Genomic DNA, 16,602 nt, shown 5'->3' with positions numbered 1-16,602 from the left:
TCGAAACAATATTATTTTAAAAAACATGGAATTATACTATTTATGCTGTCCAATAAATCTATTATCAATTCTGCTTCAATAGGGTATTACGTTAATTTTGAGAGGACTTTTTGCCTATAACCTCTTTATAGATGATATACTCAATATATTGAAATGTCATTATTTAAAAATTATCTAAAAAAGATTAATCTTATGTATCTGTTATTCTACCTAGGATTACATCTAGGCATCCTAGCTACCTATATTTGATTTTAAACAAAAAGGAAACTAATTGACTTTCTCATTTGTAATAGAAATCGAAAAAGAAAAGAAACTCCCATTTCATGATAAAAATAATAGTCGGTACCAACCGCAAAAATTCCTTGTCATATAAAATTGCCAATATGTATCAGGAGAATCTCTCCACTTTTGGTGCTGAATCTGAAATACTAAAATTGGAGGACTTGCCTCATGACTTCACTTTTTCTGCACTTTATGAGAATAATGGAAAAAACGAAGCATACAATGCTTTTCATCAAAAAGTAAAGGAGGGAAATAAGTTTGTTTTTATTATCCCGGAATACAATGGATCATTTCCCGGAATCCTTAAATCCTTTATAGATGGCATGACCTATCCCAATTCTTTCAGGAATAAAAAATGTGCTTTGGTAGGCATTTCTTCTGGAATTGGCGGGGGTGGCATCGCTCTGAGCCACCTCACCGACATTTTCCATTACCTTGGGATGCATGTACTTGCCCTCAAACCTAAATTGGCTAAGATTGAGGAGAATATGTCAGATAACCTGCTCACCAACAGGCTGTACAAGGAATTGCTTCACACCCAGGCAGAAATGTTGATCGACTTCTGATCAATCTACATTGTCATGTAAAAACCTATTGTTTTTCAGAAACTCATTCTCGTCGGTCAGATTAAACCTCGAAAGGTTTCTTTCTGAACTGTGCTGTACATCAGCAAGTTTGACCTGCTTTCTTACAAAAGCGGGAGTTTCCAACTTGTCCTTGAATTCTTCAGGGTGTTGGTTGAAAGTCTTGATTCCTTTTAATCTTTCAAAACGTTCATGAGCCCTTTGAATGGCTTTTTGCTTTACCTGTTCGTAGTAATCATTGCTGTGCTGCGGTTTAGCTTCTTCTTTTTCCACAGCCTTAGGCATTTCAGTTTTTTTATCTTCCTCGCTATCAAGTTCGAAAACCACTTTGGTCGGTTCAGTTTTTACTGGAACAAATTCAAAAATTGGTTCTGTTTTGATCTGATCTTCTATTTCAAAAGGCTCAGGTTTTTCGTCAGTTTTTTGTACTTCTTCCAATGGCTTCTTGTCATTTGCAGGAGTAAAAGCAGGTTTATTGAAAGTAAACGTGAAAGTCTGACCCGGTTGGGGAGTATTTTCTTCTTCTACACGGGAAGTTTTACCTGATTCCAAGTCGATAACTTTTTTCACATCATCTTCCTCAGTTTCTTCTAGAATTGCGACCTCATGTTTTTCTTCTTTTTTACCGGATGGAGAAGCATTGGTCAACTTATCCATTTCAAAACCTGTAGCAATGACAGTAACTCTGATGGACTTGTTCAAGTCTGAATCAATCCCCTGACCAAAAATAACCTCAGCTTCATCACCGGCTCTTTCTTGGATATACTCTGTAATTTCGCTCAATTCATCCATGGACAACTCATCATCCTCACCACTCATGATAGAGAGAAGGATTTTTTGTGCACCTCTGATATCCACGTTATTCAACAATGGAGAAGCAATCGCTTTTTCAGCAGCACGGATGGCACGACCATCGCCTTCCTCAGTCGCAGAGCCCATCACGGCGGCACCTGCTTCTTTCATTACTGTTTTGACATCTTCAAAGTCCACGTTGACATCCTGATGAACAGTGATGATTTCAGCAATGGATTTGGCCGCAGTGGTCAAGACATTGTCCGCTTTAGCAAAAGCAGAACGAATGGCAAGGTTACCATAAATTTCTCTTAGCTTATCATTGAGAATAACCAACACGGTATCACAATTTTCCCTTAAGGATTCAATTCCTGATTGGGCAGCTTGCATTTTTTTTCTGCCTTCGAATACAAAAGGAGCTGTCACAATACCTACTGTAAGTATGTCAAGGTCCTTGGCGATTTTGGCAATAACAGGAGCTGCGCCGGTACCTGTACCGCCGCCCATACCAGCGGTGATAAACACCATCTTGGTATTGTCTGAAAGCAGGTCTCTGATTTCTTCACGGCTTTCAATGGCCGCATTCCTACCCTTTTCAGGATTGGCACCTGCGCCCAGACCTTCGGTAAGGTGGGCACCTAACTGCAATTTCAACGGAACAGGACTGCTCTGTAAAGCTTGGGCGTCTGTGTTAACGACAACAAACTCCACATCCTTGATTCCCATATTGTACATGTGGTTCACTGCATTGGAACCACCTCCTCCTACGCCAATCACTTTAATGATTGATTTGTGATTTTTAGGAAGATCAAACTTGTAATCTTTCATGTTATCTGACATTTTTTATTAATTGGTGAAATTATTTTTTCGTTGAGTATGGTTTTTGTTATGAGGGAAGCAGGGGACAAAATCCCCTGCCTCTCTAGTATGATAAGCCCTAGTAATTACTATCTTCATTCATATCATTGGTGATGATATCTTTCAGTTTCTTTCCTATACTAGAGAAAATGTTCGGGCCATATTCGGTTTTACTGGATTTGGCCTGAATTTTTGGTTGCATGACCGACTCAGTACGGATCCTGTAATTGTTCTCTCTCTCATCCAATGACCTGAATCCCGCCAATACCAATCCGACAGATGTAGCATACATCGGACTTTTGACTTCCTCTATTTTACATTTACCTAAGTGTTCATTGGGATAACCGATCCTGGTATCCAATCCTGTCATGTATTCAAACAACTGTGCTACTCCCTGTAATTGGGAACCACCTCCGGTCAGGACAATTCCACCGGTGAGTTTTTTATAATGACCACTTGCTACCAATTCATTTTGCACATATTCTACTATTTCTTCCATCCTGGCTTGTATGATGGCTGCCAGGTTTTTGATGGATATTTCTTTTGGTTGCCTGTTACGCAAACCGGGAATGGACACTATCTCATTAGGGTTTGCCTCTTCTGCTATGGCTTTCCCGAATTTGGTTTTGAGCAATTCGGCCTGATGGTGCAATACCATACAGCCTTCTTTGATATCAGAGGTAATGATATTTCCTCCTAAAGGAATGACCGCAGTATGTCTGATGATATTATCATAAAATATCGCTATATCGGTAGTTCCACCACCAATATCCACCAAACATACTCCCGCTTCCTTGTCCTGTTCACTAAGGACTGATAGTGAACTGGCGAGTGGTTCCAAAATCAGATCCTGAGAAACCAAGTTGGCACGTTTGACGCATCTGTTGATATTATTGATCGCTGTGGTTTGGGCTGTAATAATATGGAAATCAGCTTCAAGTCTGGAACCTGACATCCCAACAGGGTCTTTGATACCATCTTCGTAATCGACGGTATAATCCTGCGGCATCACATGGATAATTGTATTTCCGGGAGGCACCACAATATTCTCCATGTCATTGGAAAGTCTTCTCACATCCTCCACCGTGATTTCATCCTGATTGGGATGCCTGATAATGACTCCGTGATGGACAGTGCTGCGGATATGCTGTCCGGCAATGCCAACAATCACTTCCACAATATCTACGTCAGCCATTTCAGAAGCTTCATGTACAGCTTTTTGGATGGCATTTACGGTTTTGTCAATATTGGTAACAATGCCTCTGATGACCCCATCAGATACAGCTTTGCCCATACCGAGAACCTCAAGTTTTCCAAACTCATTTTTCCGCCCGATGATGGCGCATATTTTGGTGGTTCCGATATCCAGTCCTACAATCAATTTGTTATTTTCCATAGCGATTTCAATTATTCACAAACAATCTGGCCCTTATATTTTACATTGACCCTGCTGTAAGTATTCCAGCCTTTTTTGGGCAGGATTTCCTCATAGAATAGGTTAATTTTATTGAACTTTTCTTCAATGTCCTTTGCATCTCCAAACTCTATCACCTGTTTCCCAACCTGCTGATGCATTCTGATATCTGATTTTTTAGGAATATCCATTCCGGCAATCTGTGCCCTCCAGAATTCGTCATCATAAATGAATCTGATCAACTCCATCAGCTCGGAATGACTTTCATTGATATCCTCCATCTTCAGGAGGCTTTCAGCATGTGCTCCTCCCAAAGTCATCACTCGGGTGGTGTATTGTGGGGAAGTTGGTAAAATCCTTCCTTCAGTAGATATATAACCATCGGCAGCATTTGGCCTTACAATCCTTGCCATGGGAATATGCTGCGCAATCTCAATCACCACCTGTCCTTTCAAGTCAGCAAAAACTTCTGCTTTCCTTACAAAAGGATGTGTTTCAACTTTCTTTTCAATCTTGTTCAGGTCTACCTCCTTCATGGAAATACCTGGCTGAATCAAAGGAAACTCGGTTTTAAGCGCATTCAGAATTTCCTTTTCGTTCACGAAATAGACATCAGCAATTCCCCTTACCCTTACTTCCATCCCGCTTAAAGTTCGCTCGGAATCCTTTTTTTCTACAAAACCAATGAATACCACCAGCACAAGTACCAGGGACGAGAATATCAGCGGATTTTTGTATTTAATTTTCATGATGCTTCATCCAGTTTGCGATCGGTGATACCAATCTGTCTATATCTCCTGCCCCAATGGTCACCAAAACCTCAGGTCTATTTTTTTCCAAATAATCCAATAATCCTTCTTTAGGCTGAAGAGACTTTTTTGCAGAAGTAATTCTTTCCAAAAGCATGGATGCCGTCACACCAGCTATCGGCTGTTCCCTTGCCGGATAAATATCCAGCAATACCACTTCATCGGCCAAGGATAAACTTTCCGAAAATCCTTCGGCAAAATCCCTTGTTCTTGTATATAAATGAGGCTGGAAAATAGCTGTCAATTTGCTGTCAGGATACATTGCCTTCACAGAAGTCAGAAATGCCCTGATTTCCTCAGGATGGTGTGCATAATCATCGATAAATACCCTGTCCTCTTCCTGCACCCATATCTCAAATCTCCTTTTAACACCTTTATAAGTTTGCACACCTTCCCTTATCACAGATTCATTCAGACCATTTTCCAAAGCAATGGCAATGGCAGGAAGGATATTCTCAACGTTGTGAAAACCATGCATATGCAAGTCCAAGCCTTTGATCTCAATAGTTTTACTGAAGTAGTCAAAGCGGAATGCACTGGGCAAAGGCTGAATCTCTCTTGCCTGAATTTCACCTTTATCAATCCCGTACTCCCTTACATTCAAGGCTCGTTTTGAAGGTGAACCCAGTTTTCCGAGAGCTTTTGATTGAATAAATAGCTGACCCTCTTCTGCTATCAAATCCACGAATTGCCTGAAACCCTCCAGCATATGGTCTCCATCCCCATAAATATCCAAATGGTCTGCATCCGCACTTGTTACCACTGCCACATTGGGATGCAGGTGCAGGAAAGAACGGTCAAACTCATCCGCTTCTACTACCACTATAGCCTCACCGATTGCTTCATCATGAAGGATCAGGTTACTCTCATAGTTTTGTGTCAACCCTCCTAAAAAGGCTGCAATATTTTTTCCCCCAAACTTCAACAGATGTGCAATCATTGAAGAAGTGGTAGTTTTTCCATGAGTTCCAGCCACAGCTATGGTGGGCATATTGGCCGTAATCATACCCAGAACTGCCGCTCTCTTCTTTATAGGAAATTTATTTTCTATAAAGAATTTTAGTTGCACTGAATCCTTGGGTATGGCCGGAGTCCAAATGATCAGGGTATTATCTTTACTTTCCAAAACCTCAAGAGGAATGGTATCCTCACGATCCTCAAAACCAATTGCCATACCTTCCTTCTCCAAAGAAGCCGTAAGTGGAGATGGGGTTTTATCATAGCCGGACACTTTGACACCAATGTGGTTAAACCAACGTGCCAATGCACTCATGCCTATGCCCCCGATACCCAGGAAATGGACGGTATGTAGTTTTTTCAGATTCATGCAAGAATACTTTCCAAAGCTTCTATTATTTCTTCTGCTGCTTTAGGTTTGGCCATTGCCTTTATATTTTCTCCCAAGCTTTTGGCCTTTTTTGTATCAGCCATTACTTGGTCTACTACTATTTTAAGTTTACCAACCGCCTCGGAATCCTTGAGTAATACTGCTGCTTCGGCATTTACATAGGCCATGGCATTTTTGGTCTGATGGTCCTCTGCCACATTGGGAGAAGGAACGAAAACCACAGGCTTACCCACAAGACTCAGTTCAGAAACTGAAAGCGCTCCGGCTCTTGATACTACTATATCAGCGGCTGCATAAGCCAAGTCCATTTCTTTGATAAATTCCAACACATGGATATGCTTCACCTTTGCAGCATTTACTTGAGAGGCCATTTCGGAAAAATAAAATTTCCCGCTTTGCCAGAGCAATTGATATCCATCCTGCTCAAAAGACTCCATATCGGCAAGAACTGCCTGATTGATGGTACGGGCCCCCAAACTACCTCCCAAAACCAGTAGGACCTTTTTCTCTGGTACTAAACCAAACTGGTTTAGAGCTTTTTCTTTTTTCCCTTCCAAATCAAGGATGTCTTTTCTCACTGGATTACCGGTATACTGAATCCTATCTTTGGGGAAAAACTTCTCCATATTCGGATAGGCCACACAGATTTTTTTTGCCTTCTTTGCCAATAACTTATTTGTCAGACCTGCGTAAGAATTCTGTTCCTGAATGAGTGTAGGTATTCCTTTTCCCTGGGCCGCATATAAAAGCGGACCACTTGCGTATCCTCCCACACCGACTACTGCACTTGGGATAAAATCTGCCAATAACTTTTTGGATTTATTTATGCTCCCTAGCAGCTTGAAAGGAAAACTCAAATTGGATAAGCTCAAGCTTCGCTGTAACCCTGCTATTTTTAGTCCCTCGATTTTATATCCAGCCTCAGGTACTTTCTGCATTTCCATTTTCCCCTCCGCACCTACAAAAAGAATCTCAGCGTCCGGATGCTTTTCCTTCCAGGCATTGGCTATGGCAATAGCCGGATAGATATGGCCTCCGGTGCCTCCTCCGCTGATCATGATTCGATATGGTGTGCCGTTGTTTTTCAATTTTGTCAAGCTGTTTGGAATGACTTCCTGATTTTATTATTTCCTTCTTCAGGACTTTCGACCATGTCCTGATGGTCTCCTCTACTGACACTCAAGATGATTCCCAATGAAAATCCTGTAAATACCAATGATGTGCCTCCCATACTCAACAGCGGTAAAGGCAATCCTGTGATTGGGCCCAAGCCCACTGCAACAGCCATATTGACCATTGCCTGTAATACCAAAGCAAAACTCAACCCTGCGGAAAGTAGTCCTCCAAAAGGTTTGGTCGAAGAGGCAACGATGCGCATACCTCGAAACAGTAATGCCAGGTAAAGGAACAATACGGTAGCTCCTCCCACCAAGCCATATTCCTCGATAATGATTGCATAAATGAAATCTGAATAAGGATGGGGCAAAGTGTTTCTTTGTTCAGATTTCCCAGGTCCTTTTCCAGTAATCCCACCAGTGGAAATGGCTATAAAGGACTGTTCTGCCTGGAAGGGGATTTCATCACCTGAAACAAAATTTTCGATACGAGAAAAGAAAGTTCCTCCCCTTTGTCCGATAAATACCGAGGTAGTCAAAAAGAGACTACCCAATAAAACCACCAGCATGATATGCCGGAGAGGAACCCTCCCAATCAACAGAAGTAATAGACAGGTGACAAACAACAATACTGCTGTAGACATATTTGCCAATCCAATCAATCCACAAACCAAACCGATGACAATCATCATTGGAATAAAGGAGTTTTTGAAATCGGCGATATTTTTTTGTTTCCTTGCCAATAAACTCGCAAGGGTTGCAATCAAGGCCAACTTGGCAATATCTGAAGGCTGAAAGGCTTTGTTAATCACAGGAATAGTCAACCATCTGTTTGCCTCATTGACAGTTGATCCAAAGAGATAGGTCAAAAACAACAGCGGAATAGCAACCAACAGCAAAAACTTTCCAATAAGACCAAATGTCTTGTAGGGAATTTTATGAGCCACCCACATCACCAGCAATCCTGCCACAACCATTAAAGAATGGTCAAAAAGATATTTCTCAGTATTTCCCCCTTTGTATTTATAAGCCAAAGAACCTGTAGCTGAATATACTACCACTATACTGATGACAGAAAGGATGATCACGATACCCCAAATGATAGGGTCTCCTTTCAAATTCCGATCAAACCAAATTTTTACATCCTGCATCATAATACGGTACTTTTAAGTGCTGCTACAGCAGATTTGAACTGATTTCCCCTGTCTTCATAATTTTTGAAGAGATCAAAACTTGCACAGGCAGGGGACAGCAGGACAACGTCACCTGCTTCACCCATATCCAAACCCCATGAGACAGCTTCATCAACACTTTGCGTTTCTTTAATTACCGGGATGGCACCTTCAAATGCTTTCCTCAATTTTTCATTATTTTTTCCCAAGCAAATCAGGATTTTAACCTTATACCGCACGATGGGAAGAAGCACTTCATAATCATTGCCTTTATCCACTCCACCTGCTATCCAAATCAAAGGGTCGGAATAACTGTCCAAAGCATAAGCGGTAGCATCCACATTGGTACCTTTGCTGTCATTCACAAAAGAAACTCCGTTGATATTTGCTACATTTTCCATCCTATGGGCCACATTTTTGAAATCCAATAGTGCCTCTCTTATCATATCCTCCTTTACTCCAGCCAGTGTTGCCACCAAGGTTGCGAACATGGTGTTCAGCATGTTATGCTTTCCTTTTAAGGCTATTTCCGAAGGTTTGATTTTTATCTTTTGATCGAATATGCACAATTGGATTTCTTCTCCATTGAAGTAGCCACCTCTTTCAATTTGCTTTGTTAACATTACAGGAAATGTTGTCGCCTGAAGATTGATATTGCCCAAGCCTACTTGAATATTCAGGTCATCAGCAAAATAGATGGCAGCATCCTCTTCATTCATATTTTTGAAAAGAGAGATCTTTGAGGCTATATAATTGTCCAAATTATAAGCATACCTGTCCAAATGATCCGGCGTGATATTGGTAAGCACTGCGATTTTTGGTTTAAGAGATTTGAATCCGTCAATCTGAAAACTGCTCACCTCCAACACCCACCATGCATGGTCTTCATTCACCAATTGACCAGCCCAGCTTTCCCCTACATTACCCGCCATACCTACATCCAAACCTGCTTTTTTCATCAGGTGATAGGTCAACAAAGTGGTAGTTGTCTTTCCGTTGGTACCTGTAATGGCAATTACTTTTCCTTTGGAATACCTTGAGGCAAATTCCAGTTCATCGATGACCGGAATCCCCTTTTTCAATGCCTTCTTTACAATCGGGGCAGTCGGAGGAATTCCCGGACTTTTGATGATTTCATCCGCTGCCAAAATGAGATTCTCGGAATGAACACCTTCTTCAAATTCAATCCCCCATTCTTTGAGGGTTGTTTTCCTTGAGTCACTTATCTTTCCCGCATCCGACACCCATACTGCATAGCCTTTCTGATAGGCCAGCAATGCTGCCCCAACTCCACTTTCTCCTGCTCCCAATATGGCTATCATGTGTTTCATTTATCTCAATTTCAATGTTGCCAAAGTGATGATGGCCAATAGGATTCCAACAATCCAGAACCTTGTCACTATCTTGGCTTCATGTATATTTTTCTTTTGGTAATGATGGTGCAGTGGCGACATCAGAAATATTCTCCGCCCTTCACCATATTTTTTTCTGGTGTATTTGAAATAGCTGACCTGCATGATCACCGATACATTCTCTATAAGAAAAATCCCGCACAGTAAAGGCAAAAGCAATTCCTTTCTCAGAGTCAGTGAAAGCACCGCAATCACACCTCCCAACATCAAACTTCCTGTATCTCCCATAAACACCTGCGCAGGAAAGGCATTGTACCAAAGGAATCCCACACAAGCCCCCACAAATGCAGCACAGAATATTACTAGCTCACCGGAGTTGGGTATAAACATGACATTCAGATACTGTGAGAAAATAGCATTACCGGATATATAGGCAAAAATTGCTATAGTGAGACCAATAATAGCTGAAGTTCCTGCCGCCAAACCGTCTATACCATCTGTGATATTAGCTCCATTGGAAATTGCTGTGATGATAAATGTCACTAAAAGAATATATAAAACCGGTGTGAGGTTTTCTCCAAGAAAACCCAAAAACGTTTCATAATTCAATTCATTGTTTTTCATAAATGGGATGGTCGTTTTTGCACTTTTCACATCCCGATAGGCTGGAGTTTCCACTACCCCCTCCTCAATAGAAACAGGATTAGTGAACTCCCTGACAACGACTCCTTCGTGGAAATAAAGCGTAGCTCCAACTATCACTCCAATGACTATTTGGCCAACAATCTTAAATCTGCCGGCAAGTCCGTCTTTGTTCTTTTGGAATACTTTGATATAATCATCAATGAAACCTATGGCACCAAGCCAAATGGTAGTAATCAATAATAAAATGATATAGACATTGTTGACATTGGCAAAAAGGAGTGTAGGAATGATTATCCCTGCAATCATCATCATGCCACCCATGGTTGGAGTGCCTTTTTTCTCTGTTTGACCTTCAAGCCCCAAGTCTCTGACACTCTCACCGATTTGTTTGCCTCTGATCCAATTGATAATCTTTTTTCCGAATGTGATGGTAATGATCAAAGAAAAAAGCGCTGCCATTCCGGCCCGAAAAGAGATATAACGGAAAACCCCGGTTCCCGGAATATCCAATACACTGTCCAAATAGTCAAAAATAGGATATAACATATCAGTTTTTATTCAACAGATTGAGCATTTCACCGACCACTTCACGGTCATCAAAAGGGTACTTAACTCCTTTTATTTCTTGGTAAGTTTCATGGCCCTTACCGGCCACAAGGATGATGTCCCCCTTTTTCGCCATGACTCCAGCGGTTTTGATAGCCTCTCTTCTATCCGCTATCACCAATGTTTTTTTGAAATCAACAGGATTCACACCTGCCTCCATTTCTCTGAGGATGTCCATTGGTTCTTCATCTCTAGGGTTATCAGAAGTTAGGATCACCTTGTCAGAAAACTGCGTGGCTATCTTCGCCATGATGGGTCTTTTGGTTTTGTCTCTGTTTCCTCCACAGCCCACTACAGTGATCACCTGTTCACCACCCGTCCTTACACCCTGAATGGTTTTGAGTACATTTTCAAGCGCATCGGGGGTATGGGCATAATCCACAATCGCTGTAATTCCAAATAGTGATAGCTTATCAAATCTTCCTTGAGCCCCCTGAACTTTGGATAATTGCATCAGGACTTCTTCCTCCTCTTCCCCAAGGAGAACAGCGGTTCCAAAAACTCCTAAAAGGTTGTAAGCATTAAACTGACCTATCATTCGGAACCATACCTGTCTGTTGTTGATTTCAAGCTCTAAGCCCTCAAGGGTATTGGAAAGTATTTTCCCTTTGAATTCTGCAGGAAATTTCAGCCCGAAAGTCTGATGAGAAGCTTTACAGTTTTGAAGCATCACTTGCCCTCTTTTATCATCGGCATTGATCAGCGCAAATGCTTCTTTGGACAAGCCATCAAACAACAATTTTTTGGCTTTGATATATTCATCAAATGAGCCATGATAATCCAAATGATCATGGCTGATATTGGTGAACAAGGCTCCTGTAAAATTCAGCCCTGAAGTCCTTTGCTGTACAATAGCATGAGAACTCGCCTCCATAAAGCAATGGGTACATCCTGATGCTACCATTTGCTGCAGCAATTGCTGTATTTGCAGAGAATCAGGTGTGGTATGAGTCGAAGGAATGGTCTTCTCATGTATTTTATTTTCCACAGTGGATAATAATCCCACATGGTATCCCATTTCCATAAACAACTGATAAAGAAGGGTGACAGTGGTGGTTTTACCATTGGTTCCAGTCACTGCCACCAACTTCAACTTTTCAGATGGATGTTCATAATAATTTGCCGCCATGATGCCCAAAGCTTTGGAAGAATCCAAAACCTGTACATAAGTGACACCTGCTTGTGTCTTTTCTGGCATTTGCTCGCAGACAATAGCTACTGCTCCTTTTTCAATTGCTTTTTCAATGAAAACATGCCCATCGGATTTTGTTCCTTTTACCGCGACAAAGACTACTCCTTCCTCCACCTTCCTACTGTCAAAGGCTATGGCCTCGATACCAATACCCATGTCTCCGATAGTGGAGGTTAAGGATACTTTGTACAATATGTCCTGAAGTGCTTTCATCATCCCAAAACCAGATTAATTACATTACCAGTGCCAACTGTAGAACCGGGAGAAATTGATTGTCCTTTCACCCTCCCTTTACCTTGATAGACCACTCTCAATCCTTTGTTTTCCAATACATACAAGGCATCTCTCAGAGACATCCCTGCTACATCCGGAACTGTGGGTGCATCAGTTTTATTGGCTCTCCATAATATGGCTTTATGCTGTGCAGAAGACTTTACAAAACTGTCTGTAAACTCTCCGTTCACATGATTAGAAATCCCAAATCGGTTGCAGATCATTTGTAGTTCATCTACTTTTCCCGCCTGAATGTATGGAAAACCCTCACTGGAAGTAGAAGCAACAAAGGTGTCTTCATTCGCCTTATTATTTAGTTCCAAATCCTGAGAATAGATTTTATCAGCAATTTCCTTGAATACAGGAGCTGAAATATCTCCTCCATAAGCTGCAAATCCCTTAGGACTATCGATCACTACAATGGCAGAATATTTGGGGTTGTCCGCAGGAAAGTACCCTGCAAATGAGGTGTAATACCTTTGGGAGTATCTCCCGTCAATTAACTTCTGTGCAGTGCCGGTTTTGCCTGCTATTTTATATTCCTTGTTGTAGACATTTTTGGCCGTACCGTTTTTGACCACTCCTTCCAAAAGTTCCTGCATCTGTTGGATTGTTTTGTTGGATGCAATGCTTTTGCGTAAAACCTCAGTTTGGTATCTTTTTTCGATTTGGTTGCCCCTGACTACTGCCTGAACTATCATTGGTTTAACCATTTTACCATTGTTGGCAACAGCATTATACAAAGTCAAAGTGTGTAAAGGGGTCAGTTTTGCCTCATACCCGATGGACATCCAAGGAAGGGTGGTACCGTACCAGTTTTTTTCTCCCGGCTTTTTAAAATAGGGAACTCCCTCGCCTCTCAATTGAAAATCCATTGGTTTATCCAATCCGGCTTTTTCGATATAGGAGACGAATTTCGTAGGATTCTTTCCAAACTGTTCCTCAACCAGTTTAGAAATTCCCACATTGGAGGACTTCTCAAAGGCTTCCTGAATAGTGATTTTACCATAACCACCTATCTTGACATCATTCATGTTCCTGTCATAAAATCTATATGTCCCATTTCCAGTGTCGACAGTATCCTTTAGATTGATTTTACCTTCTTCCAATAAAGCCATTATAGAAAGGAGCTTGAATGTAGACCCCGGCTCAGTAAGCCCCTGATCACCAATGGCAAAATTGTAGTTTTCTCCATATCCATATCCGCCACTGTTTTTTTGAAGATTGGCAATTGCTTTGATGTGACCCGTAGCTACCTCCATGACAATGACCGACCCAAATGCCGCATCCTTCTCTTTCAATTGTCTGAGCAAGGCAGATTCGGCTACATCCTGAATGTTGACATCTAATGTGGTCAGGATATCAAATCCATCATCCGGTTTGATATCTTCCGCATCAAAAACTGGTTTCCATGACCCTCCTGCAATTCTTTGAAACAAAGCCTTTCCGTTTTTACCCTCCAAATATTCATTGAAACTGTATTCTATGCCGGCACCATATTTATCTTCATTGACAAATCCCACTGTTCTGCTGGCCAAGTTGTTGAAGGGACGGTATCTTTTTTCCACTTTTTCGAAAATGACTCCGCCACCCATCCGACCTTTTCTAAAAATCGGCCACCTGGACATTTTTTGCATATCCTGGTAGCCAATCTGTCCACGGTTTAGAATGACATATCTTTTTCCACTAGAGCGAGCATCTTTGATCAATCTTTTATAGGAGTCAGCAGACTTATCTTTGTAATAGGATGAAAGTAAAAAAGACAAGGAATCAATACCCGATGCAAAAACATCCTGTTTCGCTACTAAGGGGTCAAGAACTACCCTATAAAAAGGAAGGCTTGTAGCCAAAAGACTTCCGTCCGCAGCATAAATATTCCCCCTCGTAGCGCTGACCTGACGGAACTGAAAATTCAAGGTTTCTGATTTTGCTTGCCATTTATCGCCCTCCACAAACTGCAAATGGACAATCCTATAAAAGATTGCCCCGGCAAATAAGGCCACCAAAATGAAGGCAATCCTCACACGCAGTACTATGGAACGTTTTATATTCACTTTTTCATTTTGATTTTCATGGGTGGCTCATTGATTTCGACAATTCCCAAAGGAGCAATCTTTTTGGCCACTTCCGATTGTTTGCTACTCAGCATGTACTCTGCTTCCAAAGTGGTGACATCCGCCCTGATATCTTCCACTTCCTGTTGGGTAATCTCGATCTTACGGATCATATTTTCCGCACGGTGATTACTCCATATATATATCAATGCCAACATCGCCGCATAGAAAAACGGAGGTGCGAAATGAACCGGCACTCCCTCTCCCAATATCCCGGTCACATTCAGCTTTTCTTCAATCAGACTAAATATGTTTTTACCACTCCCCTTTGAAGAAGATCCTTTCTTGATTTTTTTCTTAAAAGTGTTCTGGCTCATATTTATAATTTTTTTGCAATTCTCAACTTTGCACTTCTAGCTCGGTTATTCTGCTGGATTTCTTCCGGGCTTGCTATCAATGCCTTTCTCGTTACCGGTTCCAATGGTCTTATCAGATTTCCGTAAAAATCCTTTTCCACATCACCTTGGAATTTCCCTTTGGCCAGAAAATTCTTAACCAATCGGTCTTCCAAAGAATGATAGCTCATGATTACCAATCTTCCTTCTGGCTTCAAAGCGTCTACGGTCTGTTTGAGCATATCTTCCAAAGCACCCATTTCATCATTCACTTCAATTCTTAAGGCCTGAAATACCTGTGCGAAATATTTATATTCTTTCCCTCTTGGCGCAAAGCGCTTCAAAAGTTCCTTGAAGCCCTCCGTTGTAGAAAAAGGTTTCATGGTCCTTTCGGATACCACTGCCTGAGCTAGTGTTTTGGCATTTTTGATCTCTCCATAAATACCAAAAATCTTATGAAGCTTTGATTCCTCACAAGTGTTCAAAACCTCTTTCGCACTAATATCCATCCCTGAACTCATCCGCATATCCAAGTCCCCTTCAAATCGTGTTGAAAACCCTCTTGTAGGCTCATCTATCTGATGGGAAGAAATCCCCAAATCAGCCAGAATACCATCCACCTGCTGAACCCCATACAACCTCAGGTATTTCCTGAAATCTCTAAAATTGGCCTGAATAAATGTGAACTTATCATCATCAGGTATATTGGCCTCAGCATCGGAATCCTGATCAAATCCATACAAATGACCTTTATCCAATTGCTTCAATATCTCTCTCGAATGTCCCCCTCCACCGAATGTCAGGTCCACGTATATTCCATTAGGATCAATGGCCAAGCCTTCAATGCAAGGTCCAAGCATCACCGGTATATGATATTGTTGCGCTGTCATAATCAGGATAAATATTGATCCATCAAGCTTGACAACTCATCCTGATCATTGATTGAATTGGCTTCGAATTTCTCAGGACTCCATATTTCTATAAAAGAACCTACACCCAAAATAATGGCATCTTTGTCTATGCCTGCCCGCTGTAGAAATACTTTCGGGATCAAAAAACGGCCTGCATTGTCCAGCTCCACATCAGTCATACTTTCAAAAAAACCTCTCTTGATCCTCCTTTGAATGGGGTCACGGTCCGAAAGTGAGTTGATCTGATGCAATAGTTTTTTAAATTCTACTTGGGTGTACAACGCAAGACATCCATCGTCTCCAAACCGCAGAATGAGCTGATCACCATTGGAATCGGGTATTGCCGCCTTAATTTTGGCAGGCAATGCCAGACGTCCTTTGGCGTCGACTTTGCATTCATACCGGCTGTTGAACATTCCCATGGGCTTATCTTGAGTTTACGTCAAACACAAAAGTAAGAAAAGCAATTACACAATCCACCACTTTTCCCCACTTTTCTCCACTTTTTGTTAAATCTATCCAAAAGTTTGAATTATCACAAAGAATTATCAAAAAATTCAATTTAATTTATTTGAAGGTCAACCTATTGAGATATGGAAATGGGTATGGAAAAAGCTATTCAAATCAACTAAAAATTGGGATTTTGAGCCAAAATATCTGTATTCAGAGAATCTTTTGTTTGGATTTTTACAAGGCTCGGGAAAAGGTGGGGGATTTTCCCAAAATTATTCACTCATGGGTCATTACTGACAATTTTGGCCATTGCAATGTTCATTAATCATTCTGAATTGTTGTTAATA

General features: G+C 41.2%; 14 protein-coding genes. 1 reads left to right on the top strand and 13 read right to left on the bottom strand.

What is annotated here, in order from left to right; all coding sequences use genetic code 11:
- Nucleotides 1–323 precede the first annotated feature (323 nt).
- A complete protein-coding gene (locus HMJ38_RS02990; RefSeq protein ID WP_194972894.1) occupies nucleotides 324–848 on the top strand; it encodes an NADPH-dependent FMN reductase in 525 nt (174 codons plus the stop codon).
- On the opposite strand, the gene ftsZ is transcribed toward HMJ38_RS02990, so the two are convergent.
- The 13 genes from ftsZ to mraZ form a co-directional block, all read right to left on the bottom strand.
- Nucleotides 849–2,486 (bottom strand): cell division protein FtsZ, encoded by a 1,638-nt coding sequence (gene ftsZ, locus HMJ38_RS02985; protein ID WP_194972893.1) that lies wholly within the window; start codon nucleotides 2,484–2,486, stop codon nucleotides 849–851.
- A gap of 109 nt (nucleotides 2,487–2,595) precedes the next feature.
- Complete coding sequence (gene ftsA / locus HMJ38_RS02980) at nucleotides 2,596–3,912, bottom strand: cell division protein FtsA (RefSeq protein ID WP_194972892.1); 1,317 nt, start codon at nucleotides 3,910–3,912, stop codon at nucleotides 2,596–2,598.
- 11 nt (nucleotides 3,913–3,923) lie between these two features.
- Nucleotides 3,924–4,679: a cell division protein FtsQ/DivIB gene (locus tag HMJ38_RS02975; RefSeq protein WP_194972891.1), complete on the bottom strand. Its 756-nt coding sequence runs from the start codon at nucleotides 4,677–4,679 to the stop codon at nucleotides 3,924–3,926.
- Nucleotides 4,669–6,066, bottom strand: a complete 1,398-nt coding sequence (gene murC, locus HMJ38_RS02970) for a UDP-N-acetylmuramate--L-alanine ligase (protein ID WP_194972890.1) — start codon at nucleotides 6,064–6,066, stop codon at nucleotides 4,669–4,671. Before murC ends, HMJ38_RS02975 begins: the two co-directional genes overlap by 11 nt.
- Nucleotides 6,063–7,175: an undecaprenyldiphospho-muramoylpentapeptide beta-N-acetylglucosaminyltransferase gene (gene murG / locus HMJ38_RS02965; RefSeq protein ID WP_394355052.1), complete on the bottom strand. Its 1,113-nt coding sequence runs from the start codon at nucleotides 7,173–7,175 to the stop codon at nucleotides 6,063–6,065. The genes murC and murG overlap by 4 nt, the downstream gene beginning before the upstream one ends.
- Nucleotides 7,176–7,180: 5 nt before the next feature.
- Nucleotides 7,181–8,353, bottom strand: a complete 1,173-nt coding sequence (locus tag HMJ38_RS02960) for an FtsW/RodA/SpoVE family cell cycle protein (protein WP_194973020.1) — start codon at nucleotides 8,351–8,353, stop codon at nucleotides 7,181–7,183.
- Nucleotides 8,353–9,705 (bottom strand): UDP-N-acetylmuramoyl-L-alanine--D-glutamate ligase, encoded by a 1,353-nt coding sequence (murD, locus tag HMJ38_RS02955; protein ID WP_194972889.1) that lies wholly within the window; start codon nucleotides 9,703–9,705, stop codon nucleotides 8,353–8,355. Before murD ends, HMJ38_RS02960 begins: the two co-directional genes overlap by 1 nt.
- A complete protein-coding gene (gene mraY, locus HMJ38_RS02950; RefSeq protein ID WP_194972888.1) occupies nucleotides 9,706–10,917 on the bottom strand; it encodes a phospho-N-acetylmuramoyl-pentapeptide-transferase in 1,212 nt (403 codons plus the stop codon).
- A gap of 1 nt (nucleotide 10,918) precedes the next feature.
- A complete protein-coding gene (locus HMJ38_RS02945; protein WP_194973019.1) occupies nucleotides 10,919–12,382 on the bottom strand; it encodes a UDP-N-acetylmuramoyl-L-alanyl-D-glutamate--2,6-diaminopimelate ligase in 1,464 nt (487 codons plus the stop codon).
- The gene (locus HMJ38_RS02940) at nucleotides 12,382–14,496 is read right to left on the bottom strand and encodes a penicillin-binding protein (protein ID WP_194972887.1); all 2,115 of its coding nucleotides are present in this window, start codon (nucleotides 14,494–14,496) and stop codon (nucleotides 12,382–12,384) included. Before HMJ38_RS02940 ends, HMJ38_RS02945 begins: the two co-directional genes overlap by 1 nt.
- Nucleotides 14,493–14,873, bottom strand: coding sequence for an FtsL-like putative cell division protein (locus HMJ38_RS02935; protein ID WP_194972886.1), 381 nt, complete (start codon nucleotides 14,871–14,873; stop codon nucleotides 14,493–14,495). Before HMJ38_RS02935 ends, HMJ38_RS02940 begins: the two co-directional genes overlap by 4 nt.
- 2 nt (nucleotides 14,874–14,875) lie before the next feature.
- The gene (gene rsmH / locus HMJ38_RS02930) at nucleotides 14,876–15,781 is read right to left on the bottom strand and encodes a 16S rRNA (cytosine(1402)-N(4))-methyltransferase RsmH (RefSeq protein ID WP_194972885.1); all 906 of its coding nucleotides are present in this window, start codon (nucleotides 15,779–15,781) and stop codon (nucleotides 14,876–14,878) included.
- Nucleotides 15,782–15,783: 2 nt separating this feature from the next.
- On the bottom strand, nucleotides 15,784–16,224 hold the full coding sequence (mraZ, locus tag HMJ38_RS02925; RefSeq protein WP_194972884.1) for a division/cell wall cluster transcriptional repressor MraZ: 441 nt from the start codon (nucleotides 16,222–16,224) through the stop codon (nucleotides 15,784–15,786).
- Nucleotides 16,225–16,602 lie beyond the last annotated feature (378 nt).

It is taken from the genome of Aquiflexum lacus (assembly GCF_015476655.1).
In the GTDB taxonomy this organism is placed as follows: domain Bacteria; phylum Bacteroidota; class Bacteroidia; order Cytophagales; family Cyclobacteriaceae; genus Aquiflexum; species Aquiflexum lacus.
The sequence above is the reverse complement of the archived record's forward strand: the minus strand, read 5'-3'. Positions and strand labels throughout refer to the sequence as shown.

What these genes read in the sequence shown, in the direction of transcription:
- HMJ38_RS02990 (WP_194972894.1), top strand. Translation starts at nt 324, where the DNA reads ATGATAAAAATAATAGTCGGTACCAACCGCAAAAATTCCTTGTCATAT.
- ftsZ (WP_194972893.1), bottom strand. Translation starts at nt 2,486, where the DNA reads ATGAAAGATTACAAGTTTGATCTTCCTAAAAATCACAAATCAATCATT.
- ftsA (WP_194972892.1), bottom strand. Translation starts at nt 3,912, where the DNA reads ATGGAAAATAACAAATTGATTGTAGGACTGGATATCGGAACCACCAAA.
- HMJ38_RS02975 (WP_194972891.1), bottom strand. Translation starts at nt 4,679, where the DNA reads ATGAAAATTAAATACAAAAATCCGCTGATATTCTCGTCCCTGGTACTT.
- murC (WP_194972890.1), bottom strand. Translation starts at nt 6,066, where the DNA reads ATGAATCTGAAAAAACTACATACCGTCCATTTCCTGGGTATCGGGGGC.
- HMJ38_RS02960 (WP_194973020.1), bottom strand. Translation starts at nt 8,353, where the DNA reads ATGCAGGATGTAAAAATTTGGTTTGATCGGAATTTGAAAGGAGACCCT.
- murD (WP_194972889.1), bottom strand. Translation starts at nt 9,705, where the DNA reads ATGAAACACATGATAGCCATATTGGGAGCAGGAGAAAGTGGAGTTGGG.
- mraY (WP_194972888.1), bottom strand. Translation starts at nt 10,917, where the DNA reads ATGTTATATCCTATTTTTGACTATTTGGACAGTGTATTGGATATTCCG.
- HMJ38_RS02945 (WP_194973019.1), bottom strand. Translation starts at nt 12,382, where the DNA reads ATGAAAGCACTTCAGGACATATTGTACAAAGTATCCTTAACCTCCACT.
- HMJ38_RS02935 (WP_194972886.1), bottom strand. Translation starts at nt 14,873, where the DNA reads ATGAGCCAGAACACTTTTAAGAAAAAAATCAAGAAAGGATCTTCTTCA.
- rsmH (WP_194972885.1), bottom strand. Translation starts at nt 15,781, where the DNA reads ATGACAGCGCAACAATATCATATACCGGTGATGCTTGGACCTTGCATT.
- mraZ (WP_194972884.1), bottom strand. Translation starts at nt 16,224, where the DNA reads ATGGGAATGTTCAACAGCCGGTATGAATGCAAAGTCGACGCCAAAGGA.